This window comes from Clostridium sp. Marseille-P7770 (genome assembly GCF_902143525.1).
Lineage (GTDB): Bacteria > Bacillota > Clostridia > Lachnospirales > Lachnospiraceae > Pilosibacter.
In genome coordinates, this window is sequence record NZ_CABFVC010000008.1 from 69,484 (window position 1) to 84,502 (window position 15,019).

At 49.3% G+C, this 15,019-nt stretch carries 16 protein-coding genes; 2 read left to right on the forward strand and 14 right to left on the reverse strand.

The genetic code is table 11. The features are described 5' to 3' along the window. Nucleotides 1-96: 96 nt before the first annotated feature. Entirely contained in the window at nt 97-1,191 is a 1,095-nt protein-coding gene (locus FN001_RS16120) for a putative ABC transporter permease (protein ID WP_142412515.1), read from the forward strand. An 84-nt stretch (nt 1,192-1,275) separates the two neighbouring features. Here FN001_RS16120 and yajC read toward each other — a convergent pair whose 3' ends face one another. The 5 genes from yajC to scfA form a co-directional block, all read right to left on the reverse strand. Next, the gene (yajC, locus tag FN001_RS16125; RefSeq protein WP_015553085.1) at nt 1,276-1,554 is read right to left on the reverse strand and encodes a preprotein translocase subunit YajC; all 279 of its coding nucleotides are present in this window, start codon (nt 1,552-1,554) and stop codon (nt 1,276-1,278) included. Nucleotides 1,555-1,574: 20 nt separating this feature from the next. Further along, on the reverse strand, nt 1,575-2,720 hold the full coding sequence (gene tgt / locus FN001_RS16130) for a tRNA guanosine(34) transglycosylase Tgt (protein WP_015553084.1): 1,146 nt from the start codon (nt 2,718-2,720) through the stop codon (nt 1,575-1,577). Nucleotides 2,721-2,752: 32 nt separating this feature from the next. Then, nucleotides 2,753-4,993, reverse strand: a complete 2,241-nt coding sequence (gene secD, locus FN001_RS16135) for a protein translocase subunit SecD (protein ID WP_142412516.1) — start codon at nt 4,991-4,993, stop codon at nt 2,753-2,755. A 150-nt stretch (nt 4,994-5,143) separates the two neighbouring features. Continuing rightward, entirely contained in the window at nt 5,144-6,550 is a 1,407-nt protein-coding gene (gene scfB, locus FN001_RS16140; RefSeq protein WP_142412517.1) for a thioether cross-link-forming SCIFF peptide maturase, read from the reverse strand. A gap of 248 nt (nt 6,551-6,798) precedes the next feature. Next, complete coding sequence (gene scfA, locus FN001_RS16145; protein ID WP_015553081.1) at nt 6,799-6,945, reverse strand: six-cysteine ranthipeptide SCIFF; 147 nt, start codon at nt 6,943-6,945, stop codon at nt 6,799-6,801. 393 nt (nt 6,946-7,338) lie between these two features. Between scfA and FN001_RS16150 the strand changes: the two genes are divergently transcribed. Further along, nucleotides 7,339-7,698, forward strand: coding sequence for a TIGR04086 family membrane protein (locus FN001_RS16150; RefSeq protein WP_142412518.1), 360 nt, complete (start codon nt 7,339-7,341; stop codon nt 7,696-7,698). Here FN001_RS16150 and FN001_RS16155 read toward each other — a convergent pair. From FN001_RS16155 to FN001_RS16190, 9 genes are all read right to left on the reverse strand, one after another. Next, nucleotides 7,695-7,814: a sodium pump decarboxylase gamma subunit gene (locus FN001_RS16155; RefSeq protein WP_118321990.1), complete on the reverse strand. Its 120-nt coding sequence runs from the start codon at nt 7,812-7,814 to the stop codon at nt 7,695-7,697. The two genes, FN001_RS16150 and FN001_RS16155, sit on opposite strands and share 4 nt — an antisense overlap. A 12-nt stretch (nt 7,815-7,826) precedes the next feature. Further along, nucleotides 7,827-8,954 carry a sodium ion-translocating decarboxylase subunit beta gene (locus FN001_RS16160; RefSeq protein WP_015553077.1) on the reverse strand — a complete coding sequence of 376 codons (1,128 nt, stop codon included), beginning with the start codon at nt 8,952-8,954 and terminating at the stop codon, nt 7,827-7,829. A gap of 332 nt (nt 8,955-9,286) precedes the next feature. After that, nucleotides 9,287-10,501 carry an HlyC/CorC family transporter gene (locus FN001_RS16165; RefSeq protein ID WP_486463531.1) on the reverse strand — a complete coding sequence of 405 codons (1,215 nt, stop codon included), beginning with the start codon at nt 10,499-10,501 and terminating at the stop codon, nt 9,287-9,289. After that, nucleotides 10,485-10,649, reverse strand: a complete 165-nt coding sequence (locus FN001_RS18545) for a hypothetical protein (RefSeq protein ID WP_015553075.1) — start codon at nt 10,647-10,649, stop codon at nt 10,485-10,487. The genes FN001_RS16165 and FN001_RS18545 overlap by 17 nt, the downstream gene beginning before the upstream one ends. Before the next feature lie 140 nt (nt 10,650-10,789). Continuing rightward, nucleotides 10,790-11,479, reverse strand: coding sequence for a P-II family nitrogen regulator (locus FN001_RS16170; RefSeq protein WP_015553074.1), 690 nt, complete (start codon nt 11,477-11,479; stop codon nt 10,790-10,792). An 8-nt stretch (nt 11,480-11,487) separates the two neighbouring features. Then, nucleotides 11,488-13,032 (reverse strand): DUF1538 domain-containing protein, encoded by a 1,545-nt coding sequence (locus FN001_RS16175; RefSeq protein WP_142412520.1) that lies wholly within the window; start codon nt 13,030-13,032, stop codon nt 11,488-11,490. Nucleotides 13,033-13,344: 312 nt separating this feature from the next. Next, on the reverse strand, nt 13,345-14,229 hold the full coding sequence (locus FN001_RS16180) for a glycoside hydrolase family 5 protein (RefSeq protein WP_243122060.1): 885 nt from the start codon (nt 14,227-14,229) through the stop codon (nt 13,345-13,347). Next, on the reverse strand, nt 14,141-14,500 hold the full coding sequence (locus tag FN001_RS18550) for a hypothetical protein (RefSeq protein ID WP_243122058.1): 360 nt from the start codon (nt 14,498-14,500) through the stop codon (nt 14,141-14,143). The genes FN001_RS16180 and FN001_RS18550 overlap by 89 nt, the downstream gene beginning before the upstream one ends. A 15-nt stretch (nt 14,501-14,515) precedes the next feature. Further along, nucleotides 14,516-14,998 (reverse strand): hypothetical protein, encoded by a 483-nt coding sequence (locus FN001_RS16190; RefSeq protein ID WP_142412523.1) that lies wholly within the window; start codon nt 14,996-14,998, stop codon nt 14,516-14,518. Nucleotides 14,999-15,019: the final 21 nt, after the last annotated feature.

Below are 15,019 nucleotides of genomic sequence, written 5' to 3' on the forward strand. Positions count from 1 at the left end.
TGCTTTTTCCATATCCGTTCTCCCGTTGCACCTTGTTATTTCCCCGTTTCTGTCGTATGATATGGATAATCTGAATTTACAACCGAGAGGAGATCTATGTACACTTACACCTGGTATCAATGGTTTACATTTTTTTATCTGTACTGTTTCTTTGGATGGATCTTCGAGTCCACCTATGTTTCCTTAAAACAGAAGCGCTTCGTGAACCGCGGCTTTCTGCGGCTGCCGATGCTGCCGTTATACGGAAGCGGCGCAGTCATGATGTTATGGGTATCTCTCCCGTTTCAGGACAGCCTGATCCTCACCTATATCTCCGGCGTTATCGGTGCCACGGCTCTGGAGTACGTGACTGGATATGTGATGGAACGGCTCTTCAAGATCCGCTACTGGGATTACAGCAACCAGCCCTTTAATGTCCACGGATATATCTGCCTCAGCTCCTCCATCGCCTGGGGATTCCTGACGATTTTTATGACGCACCTGATCCACAAGCCCATCGAGCGGGCTGTCCTCGCGATGCCGCTCTACTGGGATCTGTTTTTTGTGTTTTTTGTGACGGTGCTCTTTGTTTACGATTCCATCATCTGCACAAAGGAAGCTCTTGCCTTTGGAAAGTCCCTGGAAGCTATGCAGAAGCTCCGTGCGGAGCTTGACAATCTTCAGGTACAGCGCGCACTTCTCAGGATGAATACCGAAGACCGCTTGCAGGCCGCCAAAGAAGAACTGCTGGATCAGATCGAGGCAAAGAGAGTTCAGGCTGCCGCTCTCACCGGAATGAGTATGGAAGAATTCCGGGAAAAAGCCGGTACAAAGTTCAAATCCATCAAGGAAAAACCGGCTGCCGGTATGTCCCTGATCCAGGAAAAAGCCGGAGCTGCCGCAGATTCCATCCGCGATCTCTCCAATGTCAGCCTTGAGGAATTAAAGGCAAAGGCCGGAGGAAAGCTCGACAGTCTGAAGGACCTTACCGGAATCCATCTGGAAGCGCTCCGCGGGAAATCTGCGGAACAGCTTGCCGAAATGTTAAAGGAACGTGAGTCCCGCCTCGCTGCACTCCGAAAGGAACGCCGCCGTTTCCGCAAAGAAAGAATCCGTTCCAACCCAACCGCTGTTTCCACGAAATATGCACGGGAATTTGAAGAATTAAAGAAATACTTTGAGGCCGAAGGAAGAAACGCAACGCCACAGTAGAAAACGGAAATTTCTTCCGCGCATAAAAAAGAGGTTCATCTCCAGATAATCGGAAATGAACCTCTTTTTTCTGTTTTTCAGGTCTTACGCCTCCGGTTTTTCAACCTGAACGATCGCCTGTTTCTGCATCGGGATACGGCAGTTCTTATTGTTGCCAAACTCAACGATAACAGTATCGTCTGTCATATCAATGATCACTCCGTAGAATCCGCTGGATGTCAGCACGCTGTCACCGACTGCGATGCTTGCCATCAATTCCTGCATTTTTTTCTTTTCCTTCTGCTGCGGTCTGATCGCAATGAAGTACATGAAAGCAAAGATTAAAACAATATATCCAATCCAAAATGCCGGGCTGTTAGTCATATCCGTTGCACCTCCTTTTCTTATACCTTGTCTTTATAGTTCCCTGTCACGCCCTCCAACTTTTTCTCTTTGTACTCGGCGTAGCAGTGGTTCTCAATAGCTTCCCTGATCTCCGTCATCATCGTGTTATAGAAGTAAAGATTGTGGAGCACGCATAAGCGCATTCCGAGCATCTCTTTTGCCTTCAGAAGATGGCGGATATAGGCCCTGCTGTATGAGCGGCAGGCCGGACACTGGCATCCCTCTTCGATGGGGCGCATATCCTTTGAAAACTGCTCATTAAACAGGTTGATCTTTCCGTGGTTTGTATATACATGACCATGACGGCCATTTCTTGTCGGGTAAACGCAGTCGAAGAAATCGACGCCGCGGTCCACCGCCTCAAGGATGTTCGCCGGGGTTCCGACGCCCATCAGGTAAGTCGGTTTCTCTTCCGGGAGATGCGGAACCACCGCATCGAGGATGCGGTACATCTCCTCGTGGCTCTCACCGACCGCAAGTCCGCCGACCGCGTAGCCGTCGCAGTTCATCTTCGAGATCGTATCTGCATGCGCGATACGGATATCCTCGAAGGTTCCGCCCTGATTGATGCCGAACAGAAGCTGTTCCTTATTGACGGTATCCGGCAGGGAGTTTAATCTCGCCATCTCCGCCTGGCATCTCGCCAGCCATCTTGTCGTTCTCGCGACAGAATTCTCCATGTATTCTCTGGTACACGGATGCGGAGCGCACTCATCGAATGCCATCGCGATGGTGGAGCCAAGGTTTGACTGGATCTGCATGCTCTCCTCCGGTCCCATGAAGATCTTATGACCATCGATATGGGAGTTGAAGTAGACGCCTTCTTCCTTGATCTTTCTGAGTCCGGCGAGGGAAAATACCTGGAATCCGCCGGAATCGGTGAGGATCGGACGATCCCAGTTCATAAACCTGTGGAGCCCGCCGAGCTCTTTGATCAGCTTGTCGCCGGTCCGGACATGAAGATGATAGGTGTTGGAAAGCTCCACCTGTGTCCCGATCCCGCGAAGGTCATCGGTGGACACAGCGCCCTTGATCGCGGCGACAGTTCCTACATTCATGAATACCGGCGTGTGGATCGTGCCGTGGACTGTCTCTACGTCAGCCCGTTTGGCACGTCCGTCTTTTGCCAGAATCTTATATTTCATATTTTTCTTGCCTTATAAATTAGTCCCGAAAATTATTTTCCGGATTTCTTCGCTTCCTTTGCTGCTTTCTCAGCATCCTTCTTTGCCTGTTTTTCAACCGCATCCTTCTTCTGCTTCTTTGTGGTCATTACATACCACATAGCGCCTGTCAGGCATACGGAAGAGTAGGTACCACAGATGATACCTGCCATTAACGGGAGTGCGAACTCACGGATGGAGGATACGCCCATGATGAACAGAACAAATACCATGACAAAGGTCGTCAGGGATGTATTGATGCTTCGTGTGAAGGTCTGGGTGATACTTGTATTTACGATATCAACGGTGGATGCCTTCGGTCCCATGAGCTTGATGTTCTCACGGATACGGTCGAAGATAACGATCGTCGCGTTGATGGAGTATCCGACGATGGTAAGCAGGCAGGCGATCGCTGTGGAACCAACGGACCACTTTGCGAGGGCGTAGCATGCAACTACAACCAATACGTCATGGACCAGAGCTAAAACAGCGCTTGCAGCGAAGCGGATATCCTTGAATCGTACCCAGATATAGAGAAGCATAAATACAGTAGCGATCGCTGTAGCCATAACCGCGTCGCGCTTCATCTCAGCACTTACCGCACCGGAGATGCTCTCTGCAGTGATCTTGGACTCATCAACGCCGAAGTTCTCAACAAGTGCCTCGTCTAATGCCTGACGCTCTTCCACGCTTAAGGTTCTTGTCTTGATGATCACTTCGTTTGTTCCTGCAACCTTCTGTGTCTGCGTATCCGCACTGTTAGTGATGGATTCGACTACCGGAACGACCTCGCTTGAGATTCTCTCCAGAGACATGTCCTCATTGAAGGTCACGCTTGTGGAGGTACCGCCCTGGAAGTCAAGGGAGTAATTGAACGCGTTTCCGATGGAGGACTTGTTCATTACCATTCCTGCAACACCTGCGAGGATCATGACAGCTGAGATGATAAAGCAGATATTTCTCTTTCCGAGGAAGTTGATCGCCTTCTTCTCTTTTCTGATGCCGTAGAACTTCTGATCCTGGAAGCCAAGGTTATACAGGGTGTTCAGTGTGAACTTTGTAACGAAAAGTGCTGTGAACATGGAAAGAACGATACCAAGGGCAAGTGTTGTAGCGAATCCTTTAACTGTACCGGAGCCTCTCCAGTAAAGAACAGCCGCTGCGATCAGTGTTGTCACGTTACCATCGACGATGGCGGATAACGCTTTCGCAAAACCTGTCTTGATCGCGGAATGAACTGTCTTTCCGAGACCGATCTCCTCCTTGATACGGGTGAAGATGATGACGTTCGCATCAACCGCCATACCGATGGAAAGGATGATACCGGCAATACCCGGAAGTGTTAATGTAACCTCAAAGGCCGCGAGCAGGATCAGCATCAGTGTCACATAGAGGCAGAGTGCAAGGGATGCCGCAAGACCCGGGATGAGGTAAACTACGATCATGAATACGCATACGATTCCGAAACCGATCGCGCCGGCCTTTAAGCTTGTCGTGATCGCTTCCTGACCAAGTTTCGCGCCTACCACGTTGGAACGGAGTTCCTCCAGTTCCAGGGAAAGGGAACCGATACGGATCGTGGACGCAAGATTCTCAGCCTCTTCATAGGAAGTCATGCCGGAGATAGAGGCCTGTCCGCCTGTGATCGCCTGCTGTACGGTCGGGTTGGAGTACATCACGTTATCGTAAACGATCGCGATCTTCTTGCCGACGTTCGCTGCTGTCACATCTGCGAATTTCTTAGTACCTTCATCCGTAAATGTAAGCGCTACTTCATAGTTATTGTTTCCTGTCTGCTGGTCTTTATAGATCACAGCTTTCGCAGAAGCTACATCGGTTCCTTCCAGTACAACATTCCAGTTCTCATCATAGAACTGTAAGGATCCCGGCTTACCGAGCTCTTCCAGGATCTTGTTCGCGTCTGTGACACCCGGAATATCAACATTGATACGGTTTCCGCCTTCCTGATAAACCTCTGCCTCAGAGCTGTAGTTCTGTACTCTCTGCTGCAGCTTGTACTGGGTATCGGACATATCCTCGGCGCTCGGATTTTCTTCCTTCGCCTGGTAGGTAATGCTGACGCCGCCTGCCAGATCCAGACCGAGCTTGATTCCGCCATTCTGGGAAGTTACTCCGTTCTCATCGGTGACCAGCTTACTCTTCTGAAGAGTATCATAGCCGAAAAATCCGAAGATACCGAGCACAACGAGCAGTCCCAGGAGGCCGAGCAGTCCCTTTCCTTTGTTGCTCTTCATGATAAAATCTCCTTTTTGATATGATTTCGAGGTTCAAAAGGCTTTTTGTCCCTCTTGATTCCGGAGTCTGCCGTAATTGCCGTAATCACCGCCTCCGTCATCCTTACAATAACAGTCCGGGGCTTTCTGCACCTGACCGCTATGATCGATTTAGTTGTTTTCCTCGTCCTCTGCTAAAGCAGCGCGGATCATGATCGCGCACTCGATACGTTTTTTCTGCATCTCGCAGCCGATATCGTAGGCATCCGTAATGCTGCCGTGGAAGTTGAAGGAATTTGCCGCGCATCCGCCGCTGCAGTAGAATCTCGCAAAACAGTTTTTGCATTTCTCTTTCGCGTATACGTTGCAGAGTTTGAATTCATCACGCACCTTCGTGTTGACCACGCCGGTATCCACGTTTCCAAGCAGGAACTCTTCATTTCCAACGAACTGATGGCACGGATATAAGTCTCCCCACGGAGTCACTGCAAGATACTCGGTTCCTGAACCGCAGCCGGACAGACGTTTCGCAACACACGGTCCCTGACTTAAATCAAGCATGAAGTGGAAGAATTTGAATCCTCTTCCCTCTTTCTGACGCTTTACAAACTCTTTTGCGAGTCTGTCATACTCATCCATAATCTGCGGAAGATCTTCCTCACGGATGGAGTACGGCTCTTCCGGAGCTGCAACTACCGGCTCCATGGAAAGCTTCTCAAATCCGAGGTCCGCATAGTGGAGGACATCGTTTCCGAAATCCAGGTTGTTTCTTGTGAAGGTTCCGCGGACGAAATAATCCTTCTCGCCGCGTGATTTCGCGAATTTCTGGAATTTCGGAACAATAAGTTCATAGCTTCCCTTACCGTTTCTGAACGGACGCATCCGGTCATTGACCTCCGGACGTCCGTCAAGGCTTAAGACCACGTTGCTCATTTCTTTATTGCAGAACTCCATGATCTCATCGTTTAAGAGTACGCCGTTTGTTGTCAGCGTGAAACGGAATTTCTTATTGTGCTCCTTCTCCTGGGAACGTCCGTATTCCACAAGCTGTTTTACCACGTTCCAGTTCATAAGCGGCTCGCCGCCGAAGAAATCAACCTCAAGGTTGATGCGGTTTCCGGAGTTTGCGATCAGGAAATCCAGTGCCTTCTTTCCGACCTCAAAGCTCATGAGGGCGCGGCGTCCATGGTACTCGCCTTCCTCTGCGAAGCAGTACTTGCAGGCAAGGTTGCAGTCATGGGCAATATGAAGGCAGAGTGCCTTCACGACCGTCTGACGTTTCTTGAAATCGATCACATAATCTTTGTAAATATCCGCAGCGAACAGCTCCTCCGCGTCGATGAGCTCCTGAATATCGGAAAGCGCGTCCTCAATATCTTCTGCAGAGTACTTACAGACCAATGCTTCTCTCACTGCTTTTTTCTGGTCATCCGTGAGAGGCATCGGTTTTTCCATATCCGGGACGATCTTCGCGAGAACCTCCACGGCATCGTAGAGCAGCGCATCCACGGAATGAACCGATCCACTGTTTACGTCCAAAACAATATGGTATCCATTATTTATATACTGATGTATCAAAGCTAACTTTCTCCTACTGTCTTAATTTTCAGGTGACTGTTCCGTCTCTTCCCGGTTACAGTCACGATCTGGTGGTCTCCTGACTTCTTTCTTACCTGCCCTTTACGGTCTGTCAGTGGCGGCTTTCCCGGCATCGCTGTCCGGGAAACCCGTCACCGGCAGATTCTTTGATCAGACAAGAAATAGCCCCTACAATCATACGACCGTAGGGGTCTCTTTAAAAACTTCCGTTTATTCGAAGCCCCGCATTAGCGGTTGCTGTTTTCACAGCTCTGGTTTCCTACTGTGCAGGATGTCTTGCATGCAGACTGGCAGGATGTCTGGCATTCGCCGCAGCCGCCCTTCTTCATGCTGTTCTTTAAAGTGTTGGAACTTAAAGTTTTTACATGCTTCATGGTATCATTTCCTCCTGTTCTCTTATCGTGGGCATAATACCCCGAATTTAAATGAAATTATACCATACGATTTTCTATTATGCAACGGATTTTATTGCCGTGATGCAGGAAAATCCGGTACGGATATCCACTTTTTATCCGCATAACATGCCGCAGGCAGCTTCCTGATCGTGTCCGGCAGCCACAAAGGAAAAATATCCGGGGGCTTTTTTCAGCCAAATCGGCTCATCAGTTACAAGATCAGCCGCGCGATGCATATGCATGGCCTTTCCTCACATATCCTGTATAAAGCAAACGCCCACACCATGATGTCCTCTCAGAATCTTTCTGTTCCCGATTTTATGAGTTCCGGAAAGACTCCCGGAGTACATCCTTCAAGAAAGGAGTTTTCTCATGCAGACAAACCCGGTATGGCGCATGGTACGCGCCCTGATCGCAACTTATATCCTCTCCGGCATTCTTCTGGCGGTGCTTTCCTTCGCCCTCTTTAAGTTCCGTCTCCCGGAAAATCAGGTCAATCTCGCCGTCTGCGCAGTCTATATCCTCTCCTGCTTTTTCGGCGGTATTATCGCCGGAAAAACAATGAGGACCAGGCGCTTTTTCTGGGGCCTGGTCCTCGGAAGCTTATATTTTCTGTTTTTATATCTCATGTCCCTCGCCCAGAAGGACGGTGTCACGGAAGACACGAAAAGGCTTCTCTCTGTCCTCGCCATGTGCACGGTAAGCGGGATGGCGGGCGGGATGGTGAGCTAACGGTCTCCCACCTTCGTGAGGAAATAAACAACAAGCGCCAGAATCCCCATCACAACGAAGATTCCAAGCATTCCCTTCCACATGATCCCTAAAGCAAGCATTATATTTACATTCATAGTCCAGACCTCCTACATAAAGAATCCAAGGATGATTCCGCCGGCAACTGCAGATGCGACCTGACCGGATACGTTCGCTCCGATAGCATGCATCAGAAGATGGTTTGTTTTGTCCTCCGCAATTCCCATCTTCTCAATGACACGGGCAGACATCGGGAATGCGGAGATTCCTGCTGCTCCGACCATCGGGTTCACTTTGTTCTTGCTGAACAGATTTAAGAATTTCGCAAACACGACGCCGCCGATGGAGTCAAAAATAAAAGCGAAAAGTCCAAGTCCCATGATCATCAGTGTCTGTAAGCTTACGAACTGATCCGCTTTCATGGAGAAAGAAATCGTGATTCCGAGAACAAGTGTGATCAGGTTCGCGAGTGTCGTCTGCGCTGTTTCGGAAAGACTGTTTAAGCAGCCGCATTCACGGATCAGATTTCCGAACATCAGGAATCCTACAAGAGCAACAGACGCCGGAGCGACAAGTCCTGCGACAAATGTTACAATGATCGGAAAAGCGATTCTTGTGAACCGGCTTACTTTTCCCGGCTCATACGGCATGCGGATCATGCGTTCTTTCTTTGTCGTAACCGCTTTGATCGCCATCGGCTGGATGATCGGCACAAGTGCCATATAGGAATATGCCGCCACCGCGATCGCTCCGATGTAGTTTGACTTTAACACCTGGGATACCAGAATCGAAGTCGGACCATCTGCCGCTCCGATGATTCCGATAGAGGCAGCGTCCTTGATATCAAAGCCGAGAAGTGATGCCATAAAGATCGTAAAAAAGATGCCGAACTGGGACGCTGCACCAAAGAGGAACATCTTCGGGTTCGAAAGCAGCGGTCCAAAGTCAATCATAGCTCCGATACCGATAAAGAGCAGCAGTGGGAAAGCCTCCGATGCCTCAATGCCGGATTCAAAGAGCCACTGGATGATTCCATGAGTCTCACCGGCGCCCTCCATAAACTGGTTTAATACACCGCTGGCCGGGAGATTCACAAGGATCGCACCGAAGCCCATCGGCAGAAGAAGGGCCGGCTCATAATTTTTCTCAATTGCCAGGTAGATCAGTAAAAGCCCTACCACATACATGACGACCTGCTGCCAGGTGATCGATAGTAATCCACTCCATAAAAAGTCCATAAAAACTCCTCCTTGAAAATAGTATGCGCAGGTTTTTCTCTTTCCCTGCCAATGGATTCCATGAAATTTTACAGACCGTCTTTTTTTGCCGCCATATCGGATCGCTCCCGGATCCTCAGAGCAACAAAAAAAGACTTTCTGCAGAAATTTCTCTCTGCAAAAAGTCTCGTTACCATTTTACCGGTATGCACCACCAGACGTTTCCGCCGCGATTGTTGACAGTGCATTTCAACTACTCCCCTTTTGGATAGTTTCATATTAATTGGTTTGAAAAAAATTGTCAAGACCGAAAGCTGTACATTTTTCGCTAATTTTGTCGCGGTTCAGTAATTTCACCGTTCGGGTTTGCTCTCCTGCTCACTTTCTTCGCTCTTCTGCGGCGCATCCAGAATATACAGATGTACCTTGTCAATCCGGTTTCTCTCCACCGTATCTACCACAAACCGGAGATTTCCGCTTGTGACTTCCTCCCCCGCCTGCGGGAGATGGTCTAAAAGGCCGATAATATAGCCGCCGACAGAATCGTAATCTTCTGACTTGAGATCCAGGCCAAGCTGGTCGTCGAGATCATCAAGTTTCATGGCGCCCTCGATCACATATTCCTTCGGATTGATCTTCCTGATGCTGTCTTCCTCATCCGCATCGTACTCGTCGCGGATCTCTCCGACGATCTCCTCAAGCATATCCTCCAATGTGATAAGCCCGGCCGTCGCGCCGTACTCATCAAGGACGATGGCGACACTGTTCATGGTCTTTCGAAGTTCCACCATAAGCTCCGTCGTCTTTTTAAACTCGTAGGTGTAATACGGCTCACGCAGGTAATCCCGCAGCTTAAATTCCTTGTCTTTCGGGATCAGGAACAGGTCCTTGATATTCACGATGCCAATGACATTGTCCGTCGTCTCCTCATAGACCGGATATCTCGTATACTTCTCCTGTCGGAAAATATCCATGATCTCCTGATAGCTGGCATTCACATCGAGGAATGTCATATCGATACGCGGAACCATAATATCCTTCGCGACAGAATCCCCAAAATCGAACACGTTGTAGATCATCTTCTTTTCGTCCGACTCGATCACACCCTCTTCGTGGCTGACCTCCACGATCGTGCGGAGCTCATCCTCTGTGATCGCGTCCTGTTTCTTGTTCGGATCCACATGGATCATCTTTAAAACGCCCTTGGAGAGGGCATCAACGACCACGATCAGTGGGGTCAGGACCTGCATGATCAAATAGATCGGTTTCGCGAACTTGAGTGACAGGGTCTCGGAATAGATCGTCGCGGAAGTCTTCGGTGTGATCTCACCAAAGATCAGGACTAACAGCGTCAAAACGCCGGTTCCGATACCGACATATTTATTTCCAAGCACGTCTGTGACCAGCACAGTCATCAGAGAAGACGCTGAAATATTTACAATATTGTTTCCTATTAAAATTGCACTGAGCATTTTGGGCTGATTGCTTAAGATCTTCTCCAGCACAACGGCATGGCTGAGTCCCGCCTCCGCGAGATTCCGCACACGGATCTTATTTACCGTCATCATTGCCGTCTCCGCCGATGAGAAAAACGCGGATAACGCCAGAAGTCCAATTACGATCAGTCCCTGCAGGGCTTGCCCTGAATCCAAAAAAATCAACTCCTAAATCTTTATAAATTTGACGCCGCCCGGTTTCTTCCGGGGCTTCGTCCATGATTTGTCTCCCCGCACGCTCCGCTCTGTGTCCGGACCGGTCGAAGATTTACGAATGATTGTACAATACTCTATATGCAGTGTCAATGGTTTCGGGGCGTTTCCACGGTGTTTTTTCCTTTGCGGTCAGTGCGACAGAGCTTAATCATCCTCATTCTTCTCGATCAGACGCATCCCCGCCGTCTCTGTCACCGGCAGAGAGAAGACGATCGCCCCCGCCTTGCTTCCGATCCCGGCTTCCTTCATGATGCTCTGCATGATGCCGTTTTTATCCTTTGTCTTCGTGACCATAAAGATCATCTCTTTCTCCTGAGCAAGGGAAACGCCTAAAAACTTTTCCGCCTTCTCCATTCCCGTTCCCTTCGCATGGATCACGGTTCCGCCGGTAGCGTTGGCCTTTCGCGCCGCGTCCATGATCACATCCGTATAGCCCTGATTTGCGATCACTACAAGAAGCTCGTAGTCTGTTCCTTTCAAGCTGCTTTCCTCCTCTTTCTCAAATCCACGGTCCTCAGTCAAAAAGCGAAGCTGCCGCTTTCCGCCGATGCTGCTCAGGGGAGTCACAAAGGCGATCCCCGTTCCCGGAATGTCGATCTTGATCTCCTGTTCCAGGCCCTTTTTTACCTTTTTCCATTCCGCCGCCGTCACTACCGCAAACTGTACGGCCTTTTCCGATGCCTCTAACCCGAAGGCGTCCAACACCTCCGATGCCGCGGTTCCCCGGCCTAACGTCAGGAATGTGACGGAAATCCCATATTCTTTATAGAAGGCGAGGAATCTCCGGCTCTGGTTCCGGTCGCTGATCGTCGCCATCAAGTATAATTCGCTCATAAAACCTCCTACAATTCAATAATCGCGTCATCATCCAGCAGCTCAAACGCCGCGTATGCCCCGGACTGTCCATGAGCTGCGGACATTCCTTCCTGCACTCCGCGCTTCGCTCTTATTCTCGAAGCCAGCCCCATGACCTGGATCGTGATAAGCGGTGTCATGGCAACCATCGCGACCACACCGAAGGCATCTGTGACGATGTTTCCTCCAAGAGCGGAGCAGGCTCCCTGTGCCATCGGAAGCAGAAATGCTGCCGTCATCGGTCCCGATGCCACGCCGCCGGAGTCGAAGGCAATCGCGGTGTAGATCTTCGGCACAAAAAACGAGATTCCCAACGCGATCGCGTATCCCGGAATGAGAAACCACAGGATCGAGATTCCTGTGAGTACCCGCACCATCGCAAGTCCGAGAGAAACCGCAACCCCCAGGGAAAGTCCCATTCCCATGGCCTTCGAGGAGATCGCTCCGTCCGTGATCTCCTCAACCTGTTTGTTGAGAACGTACACGGCCGGCTCTGCCTTTACGATGAAGTATCCCATGATCATTGCGATGGGAACAAGGAACAGCGGGTGGGCGGACTTCGCAAGCACCTGTCCGAGATAATTTCCCGCCGGCATGAAGCCCACGTTCACTCCCGTAAGAAAAAGTACCAGCCCCGCGTATGTATAGGCGAGACCGATCGCGATCTTCTTTAATTTTCTTGTTGTTAATTTTAACATGAAAATCTGGAAAATCATGAAAAATAAGATAATAGGCAGTAAGGAGACCGCGATCTCCTTCATGTAGGCTGGAAGTTCCCTCGCAAAGAGCAGGAACAGTTCTTTTGAATCACCGATCTCCGGGATCACCGGCGGTGTGTAGGCGCTGCTGTCCGCCTTGAAGATCATACTTAAGATCATGACTGCGAGGATCGGTCCGATGGAGCAGAGCGCCACGAGACCAAAGCTGTCGTCCGCCGCGTGGCGGTCGCTTCGCGTTGCAGAGATTCCGACACCGAGTGCCATGATAAACGGCACCGTCATCGGTCCCGTCGTAACGCCGCCGGAGTCAAAGGCCACGCTTAAAAAATCCTTCGGCACGAACATCGCCAGTGCAAACACCACGCCGTAAAAGGCAAGCAGCAACGGCGGAAGTGCCACGGAGAACAACATTCGCAGCAGTGCCACGACAAGAAATGCGCCGACTCCGCATGCAACGGACAAGATCAGCGTCATATTCGGCACAGCCGGAACCTGATTCGCCAGAACCTGAAGATCCGGCTCCGAGATCGTAATGATGAAGCCTAAGAGAAAGGACAGCCCGATCACCACCGGAAGCTTCCGGCTCTTCGTCAGGCACGTTCCCACTCGCTCGCCCATCGGTGACATGGCAAGCTCTGCGCCAAGTGTAAAAAGCATCATTCCCGCAAGCAAAAGGACTGCTCCCAAAAGGAAACAGAGCAGGATGCTGGAGGAGATGGGCGCGATCACAAAGCAGAGCACCAGCACGATCGCGATGATCGGCAGTACCGCCTGCAGCGCCTCATTCCACTTCTCCCGCAGTTTTTTTGTCATTCCCAATATTCCACTCTCCTGTCTTTTTGAGGCGGACATTCCCATTCTCTCAAAATCCGCCCTGTTACTTGGTTTCTTTCCACATTCGTGTTCTCTCCGCCAGGTATTTCACGAACAGGGGATGCCGTTACAGGATCTGTGGGCTTGCAGTGCCACGATCCTATAACCGGCGAATTATGTTTAGTATAACATGGGAATCGTGAGAAAAGTATGTTTTGAGAGGTTAAGATTCCGCTAAAAAAAGGCGGTTTTGTTCAGATAATTTACTACGAGCAGCGGATCGCATTCCGCTGCTCGTAACAGTTGCTTCCTTTATTGGAATATTGTTTTAAAAACCGGCTGCATGGATGAGATCCATGTATTCTCTGCCGCATTATAATACTTTATATCTGCATTTACCGCAAACGGAATTTCTGCATCACTCAATGCTTTCGTCATAAATCCTGCAAATACTGTCTGCTCTTCTACACTGTATGTATTTCCTTTATTATAATTTCCCGGCATCCAGGCTCCAACCCATGTCGGAATCCCCGTCTGCTGCTGCCATGCAAGCGCCGTCTGGATCTTATCTGTAATCAGCTTTTTCTCAGCATCCGTTCCCGTAGTCCACAGCTTCTTTTCATTTGTCTTATCCGGCCCGGATACGTAAAAGTGCCATTCTGCCATAAGATATCCATTGTGTGAACTTGGAATTTTCAGCTCTGACAAATAATTAGGATCTGACCGCAGGCGTGGAGAGATCATAATGATTCTGTCTGGATTTGTTTTTCTGATTGCCGCAACCGTCTGTTCATACATTTCATTCAACGTATCCGGTAATTTATTGATCGCATCCGAAGATTCAATCATCAGATCAAACGCCAATAGATGTGAAGCATCTTTAAAATGCTCTGCGATCTGGCTCCACCATTCCGTCACATGATCCATATTTTCCTTTGTTGGATCTATTTTAAACTCATGCGCCTGATATGCAATAACAGGAATAATTCCGTTTTTTAGGCAATCAGTGACCTGCATATCCAGCAATGCCAGAAGCTCGGTGCTGATATCATCCTTTACCCTGATTCTGACATGGCTGACTCCGGCTTTCTTAAATTCCTGTACCTGCTTAATGCTGTATGTCCCGGTCTGCTTCTGAAATTCTGACCATCTGACTTCCCAAAAGAGTCTGGTACTGCCACGGAAGTACCGCCTGATCTTTGCTCTGCCCGAGTCCTTCGATCCAGGCACCATCTGCGCCCGTGACATATCCATCCGGCGTCATGCAGTTTGCGCTCATGTAACCATCCGATTCAAAGTAGTACCATTTACCGTCATTGTCCTGAAACCACTGATCCTGAAGAAATGTATGATCATCGCTCTCATATTTCCATCCTGTTGTGTCCTGCTTCCACTGTCCAGCATATGAGGGGAAACTGCTGACCGCCAGGAATACAGAAGCTGCCAGGCCTAAATAAATTCTTTTCAATCTCGTTTCCTCCACTTATTGCCCGGAAGAAAGAAGATCATCAATCTGTTTCCAAATGCTATTGATCTCTTTCTGCATTTCCAAACGTTTTACCTTTTCTTTTTCTGCTTCTTTTAATTTTAGGATTGCTGTGTCAAAATCTTTGTTCTCGGCAGCCGCCTTCGCTTCTGCGCGAAGATTCTTTACCGGGGAATCCCCGTTTTCCTCGCGGATCATTTTTATTTTTCCATGAAGTGTTTTTGCCTCTTTCCACACACTCTTATCGACCGGAAGCTCTCCTGTCTCCTTTTTATTCAGATAAATATTCTTAAAATGTTCCATGGAATTTTTATTGGATTCCCTGAGAGCATCCATCTGCTCCTCCATCACTTTCATCTCCGCACGGATCGGTTCCGCTTCCGCCCTATATTCTTTTTTTGTCTCAGCCGCAAACGCAGAAAAGGACATGATTGCTGTAAGCGATAACGCCGCGCATAAAATTTTTAAACCTTTCTTCATCTTGTTACCTCCTCATTAAAT

Coding starts and splice junctions, on each gene's coding strand:
- yajC (WP_015553085.1), bottom strand. CDS start 1,554: ATGACTAACAGCCCGGCATTTTGGATTGGATATATTGTTTTAATCTTT.
- FN001_RS16160 (WP_015553077.1), bottom strand. CDS start 8,954: ATGGACTTTTTATGGAGTGGATTACTATCGATCACCTGGCAGCAGGTC.
- FN001_RS16170 (WP_015553074.1), bottom strand. CDS start 11,479: ATGAGCGAATTATACTTGATGGCGACGATCAGCGACCGGAACCAGAGC.
- FN001_RS16155 (WP_118321990.1), bottom strand. CDS start 7,814: ATGAATGTAAATATAATGCTTGCTTTAGGGATCATGTGGAAGGGAATG.
- FN001_RS16175 (WP_142412520.1), bottom strand. CDS start 13,032: ATGACAAAAAAACTGCGGGAGAAGTGGAATGAGGCGCTGCAGGCGGTA.
- secD (WP_142412516.1), bottom strand. CDS start 4,993: ATGAAGAGCAACAAAGGAAAGGGACTGCTCGGCCTCCTGGGACTGCTC.
- FN001_RS16190 (WP_142412523.1), bottom strand. CDS start 14,998: ATGAAGAAAGGTTTAAAAATTTTATGCGCGGCGTTATCGCTTACAGCA.
- FN001_RS16120 (WP_142412515.1), top strand. CDS start 97: ATGTACACTTACACCTGGTATCAATGGTTTACATTTTTTTATCTGTAC.
- FN001_RS18545 (WP_015553075.1), bottom strand. CDS start 10,649: ATGGACGAAGCCCCGGAAGAAACCGGGCGGCGTCAAATTTATAAAGAT.
- FN001_RS16150 (WP_142412518.1), top strand. CDS start 7,339: ATGCAGACAAACCCGGTATGGCGCATGGTACGCGCCCTGATCGCAACT.
- FN001_RS16165 (WP_486463531.1), bottom strand. CDS start 10,501: ATGATGACGGTAAATAAGATCCGTGTGCGGAATCTCGCGGAGGCGGGA.
- scfA (WP_015553081.1), bottom strand. CDS start 6,945: ATGAAGCATGTAAAAACTTTAAGTTCCAACACTTTAAAGAACAGCATG.
- tgt (WP_015553084.1), bottom strand. CDS start 2,720: ATGAAATATAAGATTCTGGCAAAAGACGGACGTGCCAAACGGGCTGAC.